The sequence below is a fragment of the Pseudomonas sp. 7-41 genome, assembly GCF_021233075.1.
In the GTDB taxonomy this organism is placed as follows: domain Bacteria; phylum Pseudomonadota; class Gammaproteobacteria; order Pseudomonadales; family Pseudomonadaceae; genus Aquipseudomonas; species Aquipseudomonas veronii.
On the sequence record NZ_CP089551.1, the window covers coordinates 1407778 to 1428919 of the forward strand.

The 21142-nt window shown below is 61.8% G+C and carries 20 protein-coding genes; 13 read left to right on the top strand and 7 right to left on the bottom strand.

Annotated elements, in window-relative coordinates:
- Positions 1–7: 7 nt before the first annotated feature.
- Both LQ249_RS06290 and LQ249_RS06295 read left to right on the top strand, forming a co-directional pair.
- A complete protein-coding gene (locus LQ249_RS06290; RefSeq protein WP_232566265.1) occupies positions 8–586 on the top strand; it encodes an RNA polymerase sigma factor in 579 nt (192 codons plus the stop codon).
- On the top strand, positions 583–1560 hold the full coding sequence (locus LQ249_RS06295) for a FecR family protein (RefSeq protein ID WP_057004305.1): 978 nt from the start codon (positions 583–585) through the stop codon (positions 1558–1560). The genes LQ249_RS06290 and LQ249_RS06295 overlap by 4 nt, the downstream gene beginning before the upstream one ends.
- Here the strand turns inward: LQ249_RS06295 and LQ249_RS06300 are convergent, their stop codons facing one another.
- Together LQ249_RS06300 and yejK are read right to left on the bottom strand one after the other, a co-directional pair.
- Positions 1561–1911 carry a glutaredoxin family protein gene (locus LQ249_RS06300; protein WP_017844532.1) on the bottom strand — a complete coding sequence of 117 codons (351 nt, stop codon included), beginning with the start codon at positions 1909–1911 and terminating at the stop codon, positions 1561–1563.
- The gene (gene yejK, locus LQ249_RS06305; RefSeq protein ID WP_017844533.1) at positions 1911–2915 is read right to left on the bottom strand and encodes a nucleoid-associated protein YejK; all 1005 of its coding nucleotides are present in this window, start codon (positions 2913–2915) and stop codon (positions 1911–1913) included. The genes LQ249_RS06300 and yejK overlap by 1 nt, the downstream gene beginning before the upstream one ends.
- Positions 2916–3312: 397 nt before the next feature.
- Here yejK and LQ249_RS06310 point away from each other — a divergent pair, with 397 nt between their 5' ends.
- On the top strand, positions 3313–3594 hold the full coding sequence (locus LQ249_RS06310) for an HU family DNA-binding protein (RefSeq protein ID WP_003188840.1): 282 nt from the start codon (positions 3313–3315) through the stop codon (positions 3592–3594).
- Between the two features lie 68 nt (positions 3595–3662).
- On the opposite strand, the gene rlmF is transcribed toward LQ249_RS06310, so the two are convergent.
- The 5 genes from rlmF to LQ249_RS06335 form a co-directional block, all read right to left on the bottom strand.
- A complete protein-coding gene (gene rlmF, locus LQ249_RS06315; protein WP_046384592.1) occupies positions 3663–4685 on the bottom strand; it encodes a 23S rRNA (adenine(1618)-N(6))-methyltransferase RlmF in 1023 nt (340 codons plus the stop codon).
- 156 nt (positions 4686–4841) lie between these two features.
- Entirely contained in the window at positions 4842–7688 is a 2847-nt protein-coding gene (locus LQ249_RS06320; protein ID WP_057004307.1) for a valine--tRNA ligase, read from the bottom strand.
- A gap of 174 nt (positions 7689–7862) precedes the next feature.
- A complete protein-coding gene (locus LQ249_RS06325; RefSeq protein WP_232566599.1) occupies positions 7863–8267 on the bottom strand; it encodes a DNA polymerase III subunit chi in 405 nt (134 codons plus the stop codon).
- Between the two features lie 7 nt (positions 8268–8274).
- Positions 8275–8703, bottom strand: coding sequence for a DNA polymerase III subunit chi (locus tag LQ249_RS06330; RefSeq protein WP_057004309.1), 429 nt, complete (start codon positions 8701–8703; stop codon positions 8275–8277).
- Between the two features lie 52 nt (positions 8704–8755).
- On the bottom strand, positions 8756–10246 hold the full coding sequence (locus LQ249_RS06335) for a leucyl aminopeptidase (RefSeq protein ID WP_017844539.1): 1491 nt from the start codon (positions 10244–10246) through the stop codon (positions 8756–8758).
- A gap of 286 nt (positions 10247–10532) precedes the next feature.
- On the opposite strand from LQ249_RS06335, the gene lptF reads away from it, so the two are divergent.
- The 10 genes from lptF to tadA all read left to right on the top strand — a co-directional run bounded on the left by lptF (position 10533) and on the right by tadA (position 21010).
- Entirely contained in the window at positions 10533–11651 is a 1119-nt protein-coding gene (gene lptF, locus LQ249_RS06340) for an LPS export ABC transporter permease LptF (protein ID WP_046384588.1), read from the top strand.
- A complete protein-coding gene (lptG, locus tag LQ249_RS06345) occupies positions 11644–12723 on the top strand; it encodes an LPS export ABC transporter permease LptG (protein WP_046384587.1) in 1080 nt (359 codons plus the stop codon). The genes lptF and lptG overlap by 8 nt, the downstream gene beginning before the upstream one ends.
- 151 nt (positions 12724–12874) lie before the next feature.
- Positions 12875–14674, top strand: a complete 1800-nt coding sequence (gene lepA / locus LQ249_RS06350) for a translation elongation factor 4 (RefSeq protein ID WP_017844542.1) — start codon at positions 12875–12877, stop codon at positions 14672–14674.
- Between the two features lie 5 nt (positions 14675–14679).
- The gene (lepB, locus tag LQ249_RS06355) at positions 14680–15534 is read left to right on the top strand and encodes a signal peptidase I (protein WP_046384586.1); all 855 of its coding nucleotides are present in this window, start codon (positions 14680–14682) and stop codon (positions 15532–15534) included.
- 147 nt (positions 15535–15681) lie between these two features.
- Positions 15682–16371: a ribonuclease III gene (gene rnc, locus LQ249_RS06360; protein WP_046384585.1), complete on the top strand. Its 690-nt coding sequence runs from the start codon at positions 15682–15684 to the stop codon at positions 16369–16371.
- A complete protein-coding gene (era, locus tag LQ249_RS06365) occupies positions 16364–17266 on the top strand; it encodes a GTPase Era (RefSeq protein WP_003210432.1) in 903 nt (300 codons plus the stop codon). Before rnc ends, era begins: the two co-directional genes overlap by 8 nt.
- A 156-nt stretch (positions 17267–17422) precedes the next feature.
- The gene (recO, locus tag LQ249_RS06370; protein ID WP_017844545.1) at positions 17423–18112 is read left to right on the top strand and encodes a DNA repair protein RecO; all 690 of its coding nucleotides are present in this window, start codon (positions 17423–17425) and stop codon (positions 18110–18112) included.
- Positions 18113–18164: 52 nt separating this feature from the next.
- Positions 18165–18908, top strand: coding sequence for a pyridoxine 5'-phosphate synthase (gene pdxJ, locus LQ249_RS06375; RefSeq protein WP_017844546.1), 744 nt, complete (start codon positions 18165–18167; stop codon positions 18906–18908).
- Between the two features lie 222 nt (positions 18909–19130).
- Entirely contained in the window at positions 19131–20513 is a 1383-nt protein-coding gene (locus LQ249_RS06380; protein ID WP_108525932.1) for a multicopper oxidase family protein, read from the top strand.
- Positions 20513–21010, top strand: a complete 498-nt coding sequence (tadA, locus tag LQ249_RS06385) for a tRNA adenosine(34) deaminase TadA (protein WP_046384584.1) — start codon at positions 20513–20515, stop codon at positions 21008–21010. Before LQ249_RS06380 ends, tadA begins: the two co-directional genes overlap by 1 nt.
- Positions 21011–21142 lie beyond the last annotated feature (132 nt).

Below are 21142 nucleotides of genomic sequence, written 5' to 3' on the forward strand. Positions count from 1 at the left end.
GCCGCGCATGATGATCAGTACGCCACCGGAACCCCAGGACAGCCCGCACGCGGACGCGGCGGGTGGGCGCGCGCATTTCCTGCAGGTGTTTTTGTCCCAGCGTTCGCAGATGGAAGCGCTGGTCAGCCGGCGCGTGGGCTGTCGTGCCACTGCAGCCGACCTGGTGCAGGACTTGTTCCTGCGCTTCTGGCGCCGGCCGCTGGTGCAGGTCGAAGAACTCAGCACGTACCTGCTGCGCTGCGCCGGCAATATCGCCATCGACCACCTGCGCAGCGAAGGCGCGCGGGTGCGCAGCAACGAAGGCTGGTTGCCCGAGCAGCAGGACAATCAAGGCTCCGAACCCCAGGCTGCACTGGAGGCCGGCAACGACCTGCGCCACGTCGAGGCGGCCTTGCGCAGCTTGCCCGAGCGCACCCGCCAGATCTTCCTGCTCAACCGCATCCATGGCCGCAAATACGCGCAAATCGCTAAGGCCATGGGGCTGTCCCAAAGTGCCGTGGAAAAACATATGATGCGTGCCCTCGAAGCCTGCAAAGCCAGCCTTCGCGAGCCATTGTCTCCACGCACGCCAGGGAAAGCACCGTGAACGTCACTCCCACGCCCGACCAGCAACAGGCCGCACTGGCCTGGCTGAGCCTGTTGCACGACCAGCCCAGCAGCGGCGACCAGGCCACCTTCAGCCTTTGGCTGCGGGCTGATCCGGCACACGTCGAGGCCTATTCCCAGGCCCAGGTGCTATGGGAGTTGAGCGAAGTGCCGGCGCGTAAACTGGCGGACGAAGACGCGTTGGCCTTACACGGCTACCTGAATGCGATGCACACCTCGCAGCGCTCACGGGCCATGCGCGGGGTGGGCGCCCTGGCCATGGCCGCGTGCCTGGTGTTGATGGTGTGCATGGGCGGCGGCTGGCAACCGTCGCGCTGGGTCGATGACCTGGGGGCGGACTACGTGACGGCGCCGGGCGAGGTGAAAACCGTGACCCTGGCCGATCAATCCCGCGTCACCCTGGATGCCGACAGCGCCATCGCCGTGGATTTCAGCCAAGGTGAGCGGCATGTCCAACTGCGGCGCGGCGCGGGCTTTTTCAGCGTGACTCACACCGGCGCGGTATTTGTGGTGGGCGCGGGCAGTGGTGAAACACGGGTGCTGGGCACGCAGTTCGAAGTGCGTCTGCAACCGGCGGGCGCGCAGGTGACAGTGTTGTCGGGGCGGGTCGGCGTCACGCCGGCCAAGCAGGGTGCGCAGCAAATTCTTACGGCGGGCCAGCAAATGAGCTACGCCGAGAGCGTGGCCGAGCCCCTGCACGCGGTCGACAGCGAATCTCGCCTGGCCTGGCGCGACGGCTGGCTCAACTACTACAAGGCACCGCTGGCCGAGGTGATCGAGGATCTGCAGCGTTACTACCCTGGGCGCATCCTGCTGCTCAACGACGAAGTGGGCTCCCGGCGTGTCAGCGGCAGCTTCCCGAGCAACGATCCGCAAGCCGTGCTGAATGGCTTGCAAGCGGTGCTGGGGTTCGAGCAGCACACGCTGCTGGGGCGGCTGATCGTGGTGCGCTGATTACTTCAGCGCCGCCATGATCTTCTCGGGGCTGTAATCGCGAATCAACGTGCCGTTCACGTCCACGAACGGAATCCCGCCGCCGCCCAACGCTTCATAGGCCTTGCGCGCCTGGGCGTCTTTTTCGATATCGAGCGCCTGGTACGGAATGCCTTTCTGGTCGAGGAAGCGGCGGATCTGTTTGCAGTAGCCACACCACTCGGTGGAGTAGAGCACCACGCGCGCCGAGGCCCGCGTTTGCTCCGGGACCACCTGGGACGGGTTGAACAGCCGTTCGACCTTGCCCCAGTTCTGGATCGCCACCACCACCAGCAACACCAGCAGGACTTTTTTAAGGACCCCGCCGAGCATCAGTTGCGGCGCTTGAGCTGGTCGGTCAGTTGGGTCGGCAGGCCCTTGATGATCAAGGTGCCGGCGGCTTCGTCGTACTCGATCTTGTCGCCCAGCAGGTGCGCTTCAAAGCTGATCGACAGCCCTTCGGCGCGCCCGGTGAAGCGGCGGAACTGGTTGAGGGTGCGTTTGTCGGCCGGGATCTCCGGCGACAGCCCATAGTCCTTGTTGCGGATGTGGTCATAAAACGCCTTAGGCCGATCTTCATCGATCAGACCCGACAGTTCTTCCAGGCCCATCGGCTCGCCGAGCTTGGCCTGGCTGCTGGCGTAGTCCACCAGGGTCTTGGTCTTTTCGCGGGCGGTTTCGTCCGGCAGGTCCTCGCTTTCAACGAAGTCGCTGAACGCCTTGAGCAGGGTGCGCGTTTCGCCCGGGCCGTCGACGCCTTCCTGGCAGCCGATGAAGTCGCGGAAGTACTCCGAGACTTTCTTGCCGTTCTTGCCCTTGATGAACGAGATGTACTGCTTGGACTGCTTGTTGTTCTGCCACTCGGACACGTTGATCCGCGCCGCCAGGTGCAACTGGCCCAGGTCGAGGTGGCGCGATGGCGTCACGTCCAGTTCGTCGGTGACCGCCACGCCTTCGCTGTGGTGCAGCAGGGCGATGGCCAGGTAGTCGGTCATGCCTTGCTGGTAGTGGGCAAACAGCACGTGGCCGCCGGTGGACAGGTTGGACTCTTCCATCAGCTTCTGCAGGTGTTCGACGGCGGTGCGGCTGAACGTGGTGAAATCCTGGCCACCGTCGAAATATTCCTTCAACCAGCCGCTGAACGGGTGCGCGCCCGACTCGGCATGGAAGAAACCCCAGGCCTTGCCTTGTTTGGCGTTGTAGCTCTCGTTGAGGTCGGCAAGCATGTTCTCGATCGCGGCCGACTCGGCAAGTTCGGAGTCGCGGGCGTGGAGAACTGCGGGTGTGCCGTCGGGTTTTTTGTCGATCAGGTGGACGATGCAATGACGGATCGGCATAGGCTTCTCGGCTGGTTGATAGGGGAGCGGTTGGCCTCCCCGAAAAGTCGCCCAGTGTACCGCACCCATTGGCCAAGACGTGCTTTGAAGGTGTTTTGGAAGGCCTCCGACGGGCCATATGCCTTTTTTTCACGGTTTAGAGCGATAAAGCTGACCAAATGGGTAGGTAGAAGCGGATATTTCCCCGTCTCTGTGCTAGTTTTGCCCGGTCTTACGCCCAAGACTCGGCGTTAAGCGTGCATTCAGTATTTGTCAGGTCGAACCAATCCTCGTTTCAAGCATCTATAACCCCGATCTCCGAGGTTATAGCCGGGGATGCCAGGCCTTGACGGTCGGGCTCGACGGCTGACACTGCACTCTGCAATCCATATGAATTTGATAGGGAAGGAACACCACAATGGCTATTACTAAAGACCAACTGATCGCTGACCTGGCTGAAGCAGTAGACGCACCGAAAACCACCGTGCGCGCTCTGCTGGACCAACTGAGCCAAGTTGTTGCTGATCAGCTGGAAAACGGCGGCGAAATCACTCTGCCAGGCGTTGGCAAACTGAAAGTGACCGAGCGTCCTGCCCGTACTGGCCGTAACCCTTCGACTGGCGCTGCCATCGAAATCGCTGCCAAGAAAGTTATCAAGCTGGTTGTGGCCAAAGGCCTGACCGACGCTGTTAACAAGTAAGGCGCAGCAAAAAAAAACCGTGCGCCGGAGCGATCCGGGCACGGTTTTTTGTTGCCCGGGATTTAGGCTCAGTCTTTGCGCGCCCAGCGCTGGCGCCATACCTGCTGCTCGGATGGGGTCTGGAAGGTCCAGGCGACAAAGCGGCTCTGTTTCTGGCCCTGGGACATTTCCACCACCTGGCTTTGCAGCACGCCGGCTTTTCTCAGCGCGGTCTCGATCGCGGGCAGGTTCGAGGCTTTCGACACCAGGGTGCTGAACCACAACACCTTGTGGGCAAAGTGCGCGCTCTCGGCGATCAATTGCGTCACGAAGCGCGCTTCACCGCCTTCACACCACAGTTCGGCCGATTGGCCGCCGAAGTTCAGCACCGGCAACTTGCGTTTTGGGTCAGCCTTGCCCAGGGCGCGCCATTTGCGTTCGCTGCCTTTGGTGGCCTCGTCCATGGACGCGTGGAACGGCGGGTTGCACATGGTCAGATCAAAGCGCTCGCCCGGTTCCAGCAGGCCCAGCAGGATCTGTTTGGGGTTGCTTTGCTGGCGAAGCTGGATCGCCTTGTTCAGGCCGTTGGACTGCACGATGGCCTTGGCGGCGGCGACGGCGGTGGGGTCGACTTCCGAACCGAGGAAGTGCCAGCGGTATTCGCTGTAGCCGATCAGCGGGTAGACGCAGTTGGCGCCCATGCCGATGTCCAGCACCTTGACCGGCGCGCCGCGGGGGATTTCGCCGTCATTGACACTGGCCAGCAGGTCGGCGAGGAAGTGGACGTAGTCGGCACGCCCTGGCACCGGCGGGCACAGGTAATCCGCCGGGATGTCCCAATGCTGCACGCCATAGAAGGACTTCAACAGCGCCCGGTTGAATACGCGCACGGCGTCCGGGCTGGCGAAGTCGATGCTTTCCTTGCCGTAGGGGTTGATGATCACGAATTGCGCCAGTTCCGGCGTGGTCTTGATCAGCGCCGGGAAGTCGTAACGGCCCTGGTGGCGGTTGCGCGGGTGCAGGCTGGCCTCTTTGCGCGGCACGACGGGTTTGGCCGTGGCGGCGGTCTTGGGCTTCTTGCGCGGAGGTTTCGGTGTGCTGGGGGCGGTCATGATGATTCTGGTGTTGGCTCAAAGTGGTGGGCATTGTCACACATCCTGAGGTCAACTCGATCAAATGTGGGAGGGAGCAAGCCCCCTCCCACATTGATCGGGTTTGCAAAGGAAAAAAAAGAGACCCGCAGGTCTCTTTTTTCACACGGCTAGCCCTTACAGGCTGGAAATCCGCGCATGTTGCTCCGCCAGCTTGCCCAGGGCCTGTTCGGCCTCGGCCAGTTTGGCGCGTTCTTTGTCGATTACTTCAGCCGGTGCCTTGTCGACGAATGCCGCGTTGGACAGCTTGCCGCCGACCCGCTGCACTTCGCCTTGCAGGCGTGCAATTTCCTTGTCGAGACGGGCCAGTTCCGCGCCTTTGTCGATCAGGCCGGCCATCGGCACCAGCACTTCCATGTCGCCGACCAGTGCGGTCGCCGACAGTGGCGCTTCGGCGTCATCCGCCAATACGGTGATCGATTCGAGCTTGGCCAGCTTCTTGAGCAGCGCATCGTTTTCGCTGAGACGACGCTGGTCTTCGGCGCTGGCGTTCTTCACGAACACCGCCAGTGGCTTGCCCGGGCCGATGTTCATCTCGGCGCGGATGTTGCGCGTGCCGAGCATCAGGGTCTTGAGCCATTCGATATCGCTTTCGGCAGCCTCATCGATGCGGGCTTCGTTGGCCACCGGCCAAGGTTGCAGCATGATGGTCTTGCCTTGGATACCGGCCAGCGGCGCGAGGCGCTGCCAGATTTCTTCGGTGATGAACGGCATGAATGGGTGCGCCAGGCGCAGTGCCACTTCGAGGACGCGCACCAGGGTGCGACGGGTGCCGCGCTGGCGTTCGACCGGCGCATTTTCGTCCCACAGCACTGGCTTGGACAGTTCCAGGTACCAGTCGCAATACTGGTTCCAGATGAACTCGTACAAGACCTGCGCGGCCAGGTCGAAACGGAACTGGTCGAGTTGGCGGGTCACTTCGGCTTCGGTACGCTGCAGTTGCGAGATGATCCAGCGGTCTGCCAGGGTCAGTTCGACTTCTTCGCCGTTCTGCCCGCAGTCTTCGCCTTTATCCAGGACGTAGCGCGCCGCGTTCCAGATTTTGTTGCAGAAGTTGCGATAGCCTTCGACGCGGCCCATGTCGAACTTGATGTCGCGACCGGTGGACGCCAGCGAGCAGAAGGTGAAGCGCAGGGCGTCGGTGCCGTAGCTGGCGATGCCGTCGGCGAACTCGTCGCGGGTCTGCTTCTCGATCTTCTTCGCCAGTTTCGGCTGCATCATGCCCGAGGTGCGTTTCTGCACCAGGGTTTCCAGGTCGATACCGTCGATGATGTCCAGGGGGTCCAGAACGTTGCCCTTGGACTTGGACATCTTCTGGCCCTGGCCATCGCGCACCAGGCCGTGGACGTACACGGTCTTGAACGGTACTTGCGGCGTGCCGTCTTCGTTCTTCACCAGGTGCATGGTCAGCATGATCATCCGGGCAACCCAGAAGAAAATGATGTCGAAGCCGGTGACCAGCACGTCGGTGGAGTGGAATTTCTTCAGGAACTCGGTCTGCTGCGGCCAGCCCAGGGTGGAGAAGGTCCACAGGCCCGCGCTGAACCAGGTGTCCAGTACGTCGTTGTCCTGCTGCAGCGCCACGTCCGGGCCGAGGTTGTGCTTGGCGCGCACTTCGGCTTCGTCGCGGCCGACATAGACCTTGCCCGACTCGTCGTACCAGGCCGGAATGCGGTGGCCCCACCACAGCTGACGGCTGATGCACCAGTCCTGGATGTCGCGCATCCACGAGAAGTACATGTTTTCATACTGTTTAGGCACGAACTGGATGCGGCCATCTTCCACGGCTGCAATCGCAGGCTCAGCCAGCGGCTTGGTAGACACGTACCACTGGTCGGTCAGCCACGGTTCGATGATGGTGCCGGAGCGGTCGCCCTTCGGCACTTTCAGGTTGTGGTCGTCGACGCTGACCAGCAGGCCGGCGGCGTCGAAGGCGGCAACGATCTGCTTGCGCGCTTCGAAACGGTCGAGACCGACGTATTCGGCCGGGATCTTGCCGTCGATGCTCGCGTTCAGCGTGCCGTCCAGATTGAAGACCTGGCAGGCCGGCAGTACGGCGGCATTCTTGTCGAAGATGTTCAGCAGCGGCAGGTTGTGGCGCTTGCCGACTTCGTAGTCGTTGAAGTCGTGGGCCGGGGTGATTTTCACGCAGCCGGTGCCGAATTCGGGGTCGCAGTAGTCGTCGGCGATGATCGGGATGCGGCGGCCGACAAGCGGCAGCTCGACGAACTTGCCGATCAGGGCCTGATAGCGCTCATCGTTCGGGTTCACGGCCACGGCGGCATCGCCGAGCATGGTTTCCGGACGGGTGGTGGCGACGATCAGGTAGTCGTGGCCTTCAGCGGTCTTGGCGCCGTCGGCCAGCGGGTACTTGAGGTTCCACAGGAAGCCTTTCTCGTCGTGGTTTTCCACTTCGAGGTCGGAAATCGCCGTGTGCAGTTTGGTGTCCCAGTTGACCAGGCGCTTGCCGCGGTAGATCAGGCCGTCTTCATGCAGGCGCACGAAGGCTTCTTTCACGGCTTCCGACAGGCCGTCGTCCATGGTGAAGCGCTCGCGGCTCCAGTCGACGGACGAACCCAGGCGACGGATCTGACGGCTGATGTTGCCGCCGGACTGGTCCTTCCATTCCCAGACTTTCTCCAGGAATTTCTCGCGGCCCAGGTCGTGACGGTTCTGGCCGGTGGCTTCGAGTTGGCGCTCCACCAGCATCTGCGTGGCGATACCGGCGTGGTCGGTGCCCGGTTGCCACAGGGTGTTGCGGCCCTGCATGCGGCGGAAACGGATCAACGCATCCATGATCGCATTGTTGAAGCCATGGCCCATGTGCAGGCTGCCAGTGACGTTCGGTGGCGGAATCATGATGGTGTAGGAATCGCCCGCACCTTGCGGAGCGAAATAATTCTCGGACTCCCAGGTCTGGTACCAGGAAGTTTCAATAGCGTGCGGCTGGTAGGTCTTATCCATGCGCGGCGGGACCCTAGTTGGCATTAATTCAGGAAAGCCGGCAAGTATAACGGGGGATAGGGGCGAGGGGTAGGAGCGAGCTTGCTCGCGAAAACCTGAAGGGCCGCGCGTTCATTCAGGATGTCCGCGCCATCATTGACGTTTTTCGCGAGCAAGCTCGCTCCTACAGGGGCGCTAATTCTGGTACTGGCTGAGCAACCGTTCCATCCGCGCATCCATCCGGCGCTTGATCTCGGTTTCGATATGCGGGGCGAAGTCGTCGATCACGTCTTGCATGATCAGTTGCGCGGCGGCGCGCAGTTCGTTGTCCAGGTGCAGCAGCAAGGCATCCGGGGTCTTTTCGGTAGGCGCTGCAGCGGGCGCCGCTTCGACAACCGGGGTGGCCGGGGCAGGTGGCGGTTCGAGCGGCTCAACCGGCTTGGTGCCGACCATGTCGAACAGCAGGGGAATCTGCACGTCGCCATTGACGGTTTCCGTCAGCAGCGGCGGTTGAAGGTTGTCATCACCCAGCAACTGACGGATCGACTCCAGGTCGTCCAACAGGTGGTCGTCTTTTTTTAGCGTGTTCGGGGTGTCCATCATGCACTCAAAGTCGTTGTAGCCGGTGATCCTGCAAAGGATAGCCCTGTTCGCGATAGAAACGGAAACTCTCCCGCGCGGCCTGACGAATAGCCGGATCTTCCACCACCACTTCCGCCACACGGGCGAACGCCTTGGCAAAGGCCGGGACTTTCAGGTCGAGGTTGACCAGCAGGTCATGGTGATCGCCGCAGCTGTCGCCTACGCCCAGGACCACCTGGCCGTCGGGTTCACTTTCCGCAGGGCCGTGGGGCACGAAACTTTCGCCCTTGAAGCGCCACAGGCGTGCGTCGAGCTCGTCGCGTTGGGCGGCATCGCTGCAATGCAGGTAGATGCGGTGGCCCATGCGCCAGGCTTTTTCGGTGAGTTTGCAGGCAAAGTCCAGGCGCGCGAGCGGATCGGCGCTGGGCAGTATATAGAAGTCAACTTGGGTCATTGCGGTTCCTGGAGCCCGAGGCGGCGGTAACGCCGCCCCGGAGTCACGGTTTTCAGGCCTTGGCGCGATCCAGCAGGTACTGGGTCAGCAGAGGCACCGGACGGCCGGTGGCACCCTTGTCCTTGCCGCCGCTGGTCCAGGCGGTGCCGGCGATGTCCAGGTGCGCCCAGTTGAAGTTCTTGGCGAACCGCGACAGGAAGCAGGCTGCAGTGATGGTGCCGGCTTTCGGGCCGCCGATGTTGGCGATGTCGGCGAACGGGCTGTCCAGCTGTTCCTGGTACTCATCGAACAGCGGCAGTTGCCAGGCGCGGTCATCGGCGGCCTTGCCGGCGCTGAGCAGTTGCTCGATCAACTCGTCGTTGTTGCCCAGCAGACCCGAAGTGTGGGAACCGAGAGCAACGATGCAGGCACCGGTCAAGGTGGCGATGTCGATCACCGCCTGTGGCTTGAAGCGTTCGGCGTAGGTCAGCGCATCGCACAGCACCAGGCGGCCTTCGGCGTCGGTGTTGAGGATTTCGACGGTCTGGCCGCTCAGGGTGGTGACGATATCGCCCGGACGGGCCGCGCCGCCGCTCGGCATGTTCTCGGCGCAGGCCAGGATGCACACCAGGTTGATCGGCAGCTTGAGCTCCAGCACCGCGCGCAGGGTGCCGAACACGCTGGCGGCGCCGCCCATGTCGTACTTCATCTCATCCATGCCCAGGCCCGGCTTGAGGCTGATGCCGCCGGTGTCGAAGGTGATGCCTTTACCGACCAGGGCGTAAGGCTTCTCGGCCTTCTTGCCGCCGTTGTATTGCATCACGATCAGGCGTGGCGGCTGGTCGCTGCCCTGGCCGACCGCATAGAACGAGCCCATGCCCAGTTCCTTGATCTTCTTCTCATCCAGCACTTCGACTTTCAGGCTTTTGAATTCCTTGCCCAGCGCCTTGGCCTGCTCGCCCAGGTAGGTCGGGTGGCAGATGTTCGGCGGCAGGTTGCCGAGGTCGCGGGTGAACGACATGCCGGCGGCGATGGCCTGGGCGTGGCTCACGGCGCGTTCGACTTCGGCCTGGGCGGCCTTGATGGTCAGCAGGGTGACTTTCTTCAAGGCACGCGGTTCGGCTTTCTGGCTCTTGAACTGGTCGAAGATGTAGCCGCCGTCGAGCAGGCTTTCGGCCAGCAGGCGGGTCTTGCCGTAGCTGTCACGGCCCTTGACCACGATTTCATCGAGTGCCAGCGTCGCGTCGCTGCCGCCCAGACCCTTGAGGGTGGTGAGAATGCCGCTGATGATCTTGCGGAACGGGCGGTCGCCGAGTTCGGCGTCCTTGCCCACGCCCACCAGCAATACGCGCTCGGCCTTCAGGTTCGGCAGGCTTTGCAGCAGCAGGCTCTGGCCGACCTTGCCGGCCAGGTCGCCGCGCTTGAGGACCGCGCTGATGGCGCCGCCGCTCAGTTCGTCGAGTTGTTTGGCCGCAACGCCGAGCTTGCGGCCTTCGCCGACAGCGACCACGAGGGTGGCGGTTTTCAACGTTTCGGGGCTAACGCTTTTTACAACCAATTCCATGTTCGGGTCCCTTATAAAGGTCTGTGAGCCTGGAGTCTGTGTGCTCCGGCTTTTAAAGCCTGGCAGCCGTGTAAACCGCCAGCGACAAAGGCCGCAGTTTGAACCTCGGCGGCGGAGCCTGACAACCCTTGCCGCAGGCTTTGTGTACGCGCATGAGTAAGCTCCGTGACAGGCGCGGTCAATCACAGGATAATGCGCAATCTTTTTAGCCGGCCTGTTTAAACGGGCCGACTCGTTATGCTTGCTTGTTTGGCCGCCTTAGCCTGACAACCCTGGAGTGTCTGGTTTGATTGTCTTCCGTTATCTGTCCCGCGAAGTCCTGTTGACCCTGAGTGCCGTGAGCGCGGTATTGCTGGTCATCATCATGAGTGGTCGTTTCGTCAAGTTCCTTGCCCAGGCGGCTTCTGGCGCCCTGGATCCGGGCTCGCTGTTCTTGATCATGGGCTTTCGCCTGCCTGGCTTTCTGCAGCTGATTCTGCCGCTCGGCCTGTTCCTCGGCATTCTTCTGGCCTACGGCCGGTTGTACCTTGAAAGTGAAATGACTGTGCTTTCGGCCACCGGCATGAGCCAGCAGCGTCTGCTGGCCATGACCATGGTGCCGGCCGCCGGTGTTGCCCTGCTGGTGGCCTGGTTGAGCATGAGCCTGGCGCCGCAAGGTGCCATGCAGTTCCAGTTGCTGCTGAACAAACAGGACGCGATGACTGAGTTCGACACCCTCGAGCCCGGACGCTTTCAGGCACTCAACGACGGCACGCGGGTGACCTACACCGAAACCATGACCGATGACCGCGCCAACCTCGGCGGCGTGTTCATTTCCCAGAAAAACCTTGGGCAGAACCAGAAAGACCGTGGCATTTCGATTCTGGTGGCCGACAGCGGCCGGCAGGAAGTTCGCCCCGACGGCAGCCGTTACCTGATCCTGGAAAATGGCTATCGCTATGACGGCAGCCCGGGCCTGGCGGATTATCGGGCAATCAAATACGACACTTATGGCGTAATGCTGGCTCGTCCTGATATCAGCGAAGAAGTCACCGACCGCGATGCACTCCCGACGTCGTCGCTTTTCGGCAGCCCGGAACTGCGCTCCATCGCCGAGCTGCAATGGCGTATTTCCCTGCCGTTGCTGGTGTTCATCGTGACGCTGATGGCCGTGCCGCTGTCCCGCGTCAACCCGCGCCAGGGCCGCTTCCTCAAGCTGCTGCCGGCGATCCTGCTGTACATGGCCTACCTGACCATCCTGATCTCCGCCCGTGGTTCCCTGGAAAAGGGCAAGCTGTCGCCGACCCTGGGCCTGTGGTGGGTACACGGGGTCTTCCTGATGATCGGCCTCGGGCTGCTCTATTGGGAACCTATACGTCTGAAAATGAAGAGCCGTCGTGGCCAGAAGGAGTTGGCTCGTGGCTAAGCTCGATCGCTACATCGGTAGCAGCGTACTGATCGCCATCCTGGCGGTGTTGGGCATCATTCTCGGGCTGGCGTCGTTGTTCGCCTTCATTGATGAAGTGGGCAACGTCACCGACACCTATACCGTGACGGACGTATTGAGCTTCGTGGCGCTGACCGCCCCGCGTCGTCTCTACGAAATGATGCCGATGGCCGGGTTGATCGGCTGCCTGATCGGCTTGGGCGGCCTGGCCAGCAACAGCGAGCTGACGATCATGCGTGCGGCCGGGGTTTCCATCGGCCGTATCGTCTGGGCCGTCATGAAACCGATGCTGTTGCTGATGGCGTGCAGCGTGCTGATCGGCGAGTACGTGGCGCCACCGTCCGAAGCCACTGCCCAGGCCAATCGTGCCTTGGCCCAGGGTTCGGGCGATGCGCAAAGCGCCAGGCACGGCCTGTGGCACCGTCAGGGTGATGAATTCATCCACATCAACGCCGTGCAGCCCGACGGCCTGCTGATTGGTGTGACGCGCTACACGTTCGACAAAGAGCGGCACATGCTGACCTCCAGTTTCGCCAAGCGCGCGCAGTACAGTGCTGAGAAATGGACGCTGAGTGATGTCACCACCACTTACTTCCGCAATGTGGGCCAAGGCATCAAGGCCAGCACGGAAGTGATCAGTGTGCCGACCGAGCAATGGGACATCGCCCTGAAGCCGGAACTGCTCAATACCGTGGTCATGATCCCGGAAGCCCTGCCGATCTCCGGTTTGTGGAGTTATATCCACTACCTCAAGGATCAGGGCCTGAATAACGGCCGTTACTGGCTGGCGTTCTGGGTCAAGGTGCTGCAACCCGTGGTCACCGCCGCGCTGGTGCTGATGGCGATCTCGTTCATCTTCGGCCCGTTGCGCTCCGTGACCCTCGGTCAGCGGGTCTTCACCGGCGTTCTGGTGGGCTTCGCGTTCCGGATCGCCCAGGATTTGCTTGGCCCGTCGAGCCTGGTGTTCGGCTTCTCGCCGCTGTTTGCGGTGCTGGTGCCGACCGCGATCTGCGCCCTGGCCGGGTTCTGGCTGCTGCGCCGCGCCGGGTGAGCCTGCGCTTATGAGCAAAAAATGCCCCGTTCGAGAGATCGGGGCATTTTTGTTCTGGTCAGCAAAGATGACGTCCTGCCCGAGCATCAGGTACAATTCCCGGCTATTTTTCAGCGGGCAGTCTGCCTGCAGCCTTTTTGAGTGTTGATCCGTGAGTGATTTGAGTCATATCCGCAATTTCTCCATCATCGCCCACATTGACCATGGCAAGTCGACGCTGGCCGATCGATTCATCCAGATGTGCGGCGGCCTTGCCGAGCGTGAAATGGAAGCCCAGGTACTGGACTCCATGGACCTCGAGCGCGAGCGCGGGATCACCATCAAGGCCCACAGCGTGACTCTGTACTACACCGCCAAAGACGGTATCAAGTACCAGCTGAACTTCATCGACACCCCCGGCCACGTCGACTTCACCTATGAAGTCAGCCGTTCCCTGGCGGCCTGCGAAGGCGCGCTGCTGGTGGTGGACGCGGGGCAGGGCGTCGAAGCCCAGTCCGTGGCCAACTGCTACACCGCCATCGAGCAAGGCCTGGAAGTCATGCCGGTGCTGAACAAGATCGACCTGCCGCAGGCCGATCCGGACCGCGTGAAGGAAGAAATCGAAAAAATCATCGGCATTGACGCCACCGACGCCGTCGAGTGCAGCGCCAAGACCGGCCTGGGCGTCGACGAAGTGCTCGAGCGCCTGGTCAAGACCATCCCCGCGCCTACCGGCAACATCGAAGATCCGCTGCAGGCGTTGATCATCGACTCCTGGTTCGACAACTACCTGGGGGTTGTCTCCCTGGTACGCGTGCGCCATGGCCGTGTGAAGAAAGGCGACAAGATCCTGGTCAAATCCACCGGCAAGATCCACCTGGTGGACAGCGTCGGTGTGTTCAACCCGAAGCATACTGCCACCGTTGATCTGAAAGCCGGTGAAGTCGGCTTCATCATCGCCGGCATCAAGGACATCCACGGCGCGCCGGTGGGTGACACCCTGACCTTGAGCAGCACCCCTGACGTCGACGTGCTGCCGGGCTTCAAACGCATCCAGCCGCAGGTCTACGCCGGCCTGTTCCCGGTCAGCTCCGACGACTTCGAAGACTTCCGCGAAGCCCTGCAGAAGCTGACCCTCAACGACTCGTCGTTGCAGTACACCCCGGAAAGCTCCGACGCCCTGGGCTTCGGCTTCCGTTGCGGCTTCCTCGGCATGCTGCACATGGAGATCATCCAGGAGCGCCTTGAGCGCGAATACGACCTGGACCTGATCACCACCGCGCCAACCGTTATTTTTGAGCTGTTGCTGAAAAACGGTGAAACGATTTACGTCGACAACCCGTCCAAGCTCCCGGACCTGTCTTCCATCGAAGACATGCGTGAGCCGATCGTGCGCGCCAATATTCTTGTGCCGCAGGAGCACCTGGGCAACGTCATTACCCTGTGTATCGAGAAGCGCGGCATCCAGCACGACATGCTGTTCCTCGGAACCCAGGTACAAGTGACCTACGATTTGCCGATGAACGAAGTGGTCCTGGACTTCTTCGACCGTCTCAAATCCACCAGTCGCGGCTATGCTTCGCTGGATTACCATTTCGATCGTTACCAATCGGCTAATCTGGTGAAACTGGATGTGTTGATCAACGGCGACAAGGTCGATGCCCTGGCACTGATCGTGCACAAGGACAACGCGCACTACAAAGGTCGACAGTTGACCGAGAAGATGAAAGAACTGATTCCGCGCCAGATGTTCGACGTCGCGATCCAGGCCGCCATTGGCGGGCAGATCATTGCGCGGACTTCCGTCAAGGCACTCAGAAAGAACGTACTGGCCAAATGCTACGGTGGCGACGTCAGCCGTAAGCGCAAGCTGCTTGAGAAGCAAAAGGCCGGTAAAAAACGCATGAAGCAAGTGGGCAACGTGGAAATTCCACAAGAAGCCTTCCTTGCGGTGCTCAGGTTGGATAGTTAGGTCCTATGTCGCTAAATTTCCCGCTGTTGCTGGTCATCGCCGTTGCCGTTTGCGGACTCCTGGCGTTGCTCGATCTGGTGTTCTTCGCCCCGCGTCGGCGGGCGGCTATCGCGTCCTATCAGGGCAGCGTCAGCCAGCCCGATGTCGTGGTGATCGAGAAGCTGAACAAAGAGCCTTTGCTGGTTGAATACGGCAAATCGTTCTTTCCGGTGCTGTTCATCGTGCTGGTGCTGCGCTCGTTCCTGGTGGAGCCGTTCCAGATTCCGTCGGGGTCGATGAAACCGACCCTGGACGTGGGCGACTTCATCCTGGTGAACAAGTTTTCCTACGGGATCCGCTTGCCGGTGATCGACAAGAAAGTCATCGAGATCGGTGACCCGCAGCGCGGCGATGTGATGGTGTTCCGCTACCCGAGCGATCCGAACGTCAACTACATCAAGCGTGTGGTCGGCCTGCCAGGTGACGTGATTCGCTATACCAGCGACAAGCGCCTGTTCATCAACGGCGAGTCGGTGGCCGAGAAGCTGCTGGGCGCCGAGCCGAACACCCTGGGCAGCGCCGAGCTGTATCAGGAAAAACTCGGTGCGGTGGAGCACGAAATCCGCAAGGAGATGAGCCGCTACCGCGCAATGCCCGATGGCGAATGGAAAGTGCCGGCCGGGCACTATTTCATGATGGGCGACAACCGCGACAACTCCAACGACAGCCGCTATTGGGATGATCCCACCATTCCCAAGGACCTGCTGGGCATGGTTCCCGACCAGAATATCGTCGGCAAGGCCTTCGCGGTCTGGATGAGCTGGCCGGAACCCAAGCTCAGCCACCTGCCGAACTTCTCGCGGGTCGGGCTGATCAAGTAATACAGACGGCGCTGTGATCACAGCGCCGAATGCTTTTCTGGGGCTGGGACAATTTCCGGCCTCATGCAGCACCAATCAGGATTTGAATTTGAACACTGCGTCAATCGTCGATGGCCGCCGGTGCCACCAAACAGATATGGGTAAACCGTGAGCGTTTCTCTAAGCCGTCTCGAGCACCTGCTCGGCTACACCTTCAAGGACCAGGAACTGATGGTCCTTGCCCTCACACACCGCAGTTTTGCTGGGCGTAACAACGAACGCCTGGAATTCCTCGGTGACGCCATCCTCAATTTCGTTGCCGGTGAAGCGCTCTTCGAACGCTTCCCGCAAGCCCGTGAAGGCCAGTTGTCGCGCTTGCGTGCGCGGCTGGTGAAGGGCGAGACCCTGGCCGTGCTGGCCCGTGGTTTTGGCCTGGGCGAGTACCTGCGCCTGGGCTCCGGTGAGTTGAAAAGCGGCGGTTTCCGTCGCGAGTCGATCCTGGCCGACGCCCTTGAAGCGCTGATCGGCGCCATCTATCTGGATGCGGGCATGGAAGCGGCCAAGGCGCGCGTCACCGCCTGGCTGACGTCCGAGATCGAAAGCCTGACCCTGGTCGACACCAACAAAGATCCCAAGACCCGCCTGCAGGAATTCCTGCAGTCCCGCGGGTGCGAACTGCCACGCTACGAAGTGGTGGATATCCAGGGTGAGCCCCATTGCCGCGTCTTTTTCGTGGAATGTGAAATCACCTTATTGAATGAAAAAAGCCGAGGTCAGGGTGTGAGCCGTCGTATTGCCGAACAGGTAGCGGCCGCTGCAGCACTGATTGCCCTGGGCGTGGAGAATGGCCATGACTGATTCAACCGCAACACGCTGTGGCTATGTCGCCATCGTCGGCCGTCCCAACGTGGGCAAGTCCACGCTGCTCAACCACATCCTCGGCCAGAAGCTTGCGATCACCTCGCGCAAGCCGCAGACCACCCGCCACAACATGCTGGGCATCAAGACCGAAGGCGCCGTACAAGCGGTCTACGTCGACACCCCGGGCATGCACAAAGGCGGCGAGAAAGCCCTGAACCGCTACATGAACAAGACCGCCTCGGCCGCGTTGAAAGACGTCGACGTGGTGATCTTCGTGGTCGACCGCACCAAGTGGACCGACGAAGACCAGATGGTTCTCGAACGTGTGCAATATGTCACCGGCCCGTTGATCGTCGCGCTGAACAAGACCGACCGCATCGAAGACAAAGCCGAGCTGATGCCGCACCTGAGCTGGCTGCAGGAACAACTGCCGAATGCCCAGATCATGCCGATCTCGGCCCAGCACGGGCACAACCTCGAAGCCCTGGAGCGCGTGATCGCCGGCTACCTGCCGGAGAACGAGCACTTCTTCCCGGAAGACCAGATCACCGACCGCAGCAGCCGTTTCCTCGCCGCCGAACTGGTACGCGAGAAAATCATGCGCCAGATGGGCGCCGAGCTGCCGTACCAGATCACCGTCGAAATCGAAGAGTTCAAGCAGCAGGGCAAAACCCTGCATATTCATGCGCTGATCCTCGTCGAACGTGACGGCCAGAAGAAAATCATCATTGGCGACAAGGGCGAGCGCATCAAGCGCATCGGCACCGAAGCGCGCAAGGACATGGAATTGCTGTTCGATTCCAAGATCATGCTGAACCTGTGGGTGAAGGTGAAGGGTGGCTGGTCCGATGATGAGCGCGCATTGCGCTCCCTGGGTTACGGCGACCTGTAAGAACACCGCAGGGCAAAAAATGTGGGAGGGGGCTTGCCCCCGATAGCAGAGTGTCAGTCACTAAATATTTTGACTGAGCCACCGCCATCGGGGGCAAGCCCCCTCCCACATTAGGTTTGTGTCGTTTTCACTAGTGCATTCCAGCAACGAGAACCCATGTCCTCAACCCCGCCTCCCAGCCAGCCCGCCTACGTGCTGCACAGCCGCGCCTACCGCGAGACCAGCGCCTTGGTGGACTTCCTCACGCCCCAAGGTCGCCTGCGCGCGGTGTTGCGCAGTGCGCGGGGCAAGGCGGGCACTTTGGCGCGGCCATTCGTGGCGCTGGACGTGGAGTTTCGTGGCAAGGGCGAGCTGAAAAACGTCGGCCGCCTGGAAAGCGTCGGCAACTCTGCCTGGCTCAATGGCGAAGCGCTGTTCAGTGGCCTCTATCTCAATGAATTGCTGATCCGCCTGCTGCCGGCCGAAGACCCGCACCCGGCGGTCTTCGATCACTATGCCGCGACGCTGCTGGCCCTGGCCGAAGGCCGCCCGCTGGAGCCGCTGTTGCGCGCGTTCGAATGGCGCCTGCTCGACGACCTCGGCTATGGCTTCGAACTGAGTAACGACCTGCATGGCGAACCCATTGCCGCCGACGGCATGTATCGTCTGCAGGTCGACGCCGGCCTGGAGCGTGTGTACCTGCTGCAACCCGGCCTGTTCCAGGGCACCGAGCTGCTGGCCATGAGCGAGGCCGACTGGAGCGCCCCCGGCGCCTTGTCCGCCGCCAAGCGCCTGATGCGCCAGGCCCTGGCCGTGCATCTGGGCGGGCGGCCGCTGGTCAGTCGCGAGTTGTTTCGAAAGCCCTGACAACCCCGTGTATGCTGTGCAGCGTTTCTTTCCCCTTTTCAGGAGCGCTTCCGTGACCACCAGCAATCGCATTCTTCTCGGCGTCAATATCGACCACGTCGCCACGCTGCGCCAGGCCCGGGGCACCCGTTACCCAGACCCGGTCAAAGCCGCGCTGGACGCCGAAGAAGCGGGCGCCGACGGCATCACCGTACACCTGCGCGAAGACCGCCGTCACATCCAGGAGCGCGACGTGCTGCTGCTCAAGGACGTGCTGCAAACCCGCATGAACTTCGAAATGGGCGTCACCGAAGAAATGATGGCGTTCGCCGAGCGCATCCGCCCGGCGCATATCTGCCTGGTGCCGGAGACCCGTCAGGAACTGACCACCGAAGGCGGCCTCGACGTAGCCGGCCAGGAAGCGCGGATCAAGGCTGCGGTGGAGCGTCTGTCGCAGATCGGCAGCGAAGTCTCGCTGTTCATCGACGCCGACGAGCGCCAGATCGAAGCCGCGCACCGGGTCGGTGCGCCGGCCATCGAATTGCACACCGGGCGTTATGCCGATGCGACCACGCCGAGCGAAGTCGCCGCCGAGTTGCAGCGCATTATCGACGGCGTGGCCCAAGGTCTGCGTGAAGGCCTGATCGTCAACGCCGGCCATGGCCTGCATTACCACAACGTCGAAGCCGTGGCGGCGATCAAGGGCATCAACGAGCTGAACATCGGCCACGCGCTGGTGGCGCATGCGCTGTTCGTCGGTTTCAAAGGTGCGGTCGCCGAGATGAAGGCCCTGATCCTGGCCGCTGCCAAACACTAAAAGCAATGAAGATCCAATGTGGGAGGGGGCTTGCCCCCGATAGCGGTGTGTCAGTCAACTCATCTCTAGCTGACCCACCGCAATCGGGAGCAAGCCCCCTCCCACATTAGACTTCGGTGTTTTTGGCATGCGGCAATGCGAAGTCTTACTGTTTAGCCGTCGCAGGTGTATCGTATCTGCCCTTTGCAGGCCCTCGGCCCGCAGCAGATACGTGAGGTTGTTGTGTCCCGATCCTTTTCCCGTCGACAAATCCTGGGTGGTCTTGCCGGCCTGGCCGTAGTGGGCGTCGGTGCCGGTGGCGGCTACCGCTACTGGCTGGGGAAAGTCGCCGAGGCCGAGGCGGGACATGACTACGAACTGATCGCCGCGCCCCTCGATGTGGAACTGGTACCGGGGCACAAGACCCAAGCCTGGGCGTTCGGCCCGTCGGCCCCCGGCACCGAGCTGCGCGTGCGCCAGGGCGAATGGCTGCGGGTGCGTTTCATCAACCACCTGCCGGTCGCCACCACCATCCATTGGCATGGCATCCGCCTGCCGCTGGAAATGGACGGCGTGCCCTACGTCTCGCAATTGCCGGTGTTGCCCGGCGAATACTTCGACTACAAGTTCCGCGTGCCCGACGCCGGCAGCTACTGGTATCACCCCCATGTGAACAGCAGCGAAGAACTCGGCCGTGGCCTGGTCGGCCCGCTGATCGTGGAAGAGCGCGAACCCACCGGTTTCAAGCACGAACGCACCCTCAGCCTGAAAAGCTGGCACGTCGACGAAGAGGGCGCCTTTGTCGCCTTCAGCGTGCCCCGTGAAGCGGCGCGTGGCGGTACGGCCGGGCGCCTGTCGACCATCAATGGCGTGGCCCAGGCGGTGATCGATTTGCCGGCCGGGCAGATCACCCGCGTGCGCTTGCTCAACCTCGACAACACGCTGACCTATCGCCTCAATATTCCCGACGCCGACGCGCAGATCTATGCGCTGGACGGCAACCCCATCGAGCCGCGCCCCTTGGGCAAGGAATACTGGCTCGGCCCGGGCATGCGCCTCTGCCTAGCGATCAAGGCCCCGCCGGCGGGCGAAGAATTGTCGATCCGCAACGGCCCGGTGCGCCTGGGCACGTTCCGTTCGGTGGCCAACGCCGACGCGCCGAGCGCATGGCCGCCGGCGCTGCCCGCCAACCCGATCAGCGAGCCGGACCTGGCCAACGCCGAGAAACTCAACTTCAATTTCGAATGGGTCGGTTCGGTGTCGGTCAACGTCGACAACGGCAAACCGCCGAGCCTGTGGCAGATCAACGGCCAGGCCTGGGACATCACCGACAAGGCCTGCGCCGACCGCCCGATTGCCAAGCTGGAGAAGGGCAAAAGCTACATCTTCGAACTGAAAAACATGACCCAATACCAGCACCCGATCCACCTGCACGGCATGAGCTTCAAGGTGATCGCTTCGAACCGCCACACGGTGATTCCGTACTTCACCGACACCTACCTGCTGGGCAAGAACGAACGTGCCCGCGTCGCGCTGGTGGCGGATAACCCGGGCGTGTGGATGTTCCACTGCCATGTGATCGACCACATGGAAACCGGCCTGATGGCCGCCATCGAGGTAGCGTGATGCGCCAGTTTCGCCCCACGGCGATCATCGACCGCAGCCGCGACCAGGACTTCATGCGCGAAGCACTGGCCCTGGCGGCACAGGGCGCGGCGTTGGGCGAAGTGCCGGTGGGCGCGGTGCTGGTGCAGGACGGTGTGATCATCGGCCGTGGCTTCAATTGCCCGATCAGCGGCAACGACCCCAGCGCCCACGCCGAAATGGTCGCCATCCGCGCCGCCGCCCAGGCGCTGAGCAACTATCGCCTGCCCGGCAGCACGCTGTATGTGACGCTGGAACCGTGCAGCATGTGCGCGGGCCTGATCGTGCATTCGCGCATTGCGCGGGTGGTCTACGGCGCACTGGAGCCGAAGGCGGGGATTGTGCAAAGCCAAGGGCAGTTTTTTACCCAGGGCTTTCTCAACCATCGGGTGCTGTTTGAAGGCGGGGTACTGGCCGAGGAATGCGGGACGGTGTTGAGCGAGTTCTTCAAGGCCCGCAGAGCCAAACCAGCCCTCTAAAGAACACTGATGACCAAATGTGGGAGGGGGCTTGCCCCCGATGGCGGTGGGTCAGTTATAGATAAGCTGACTGACACACTGCTATCGGGGGCAAGCCCCCTCCCACATTTTTGATCTTCATTTTTTCAGGGA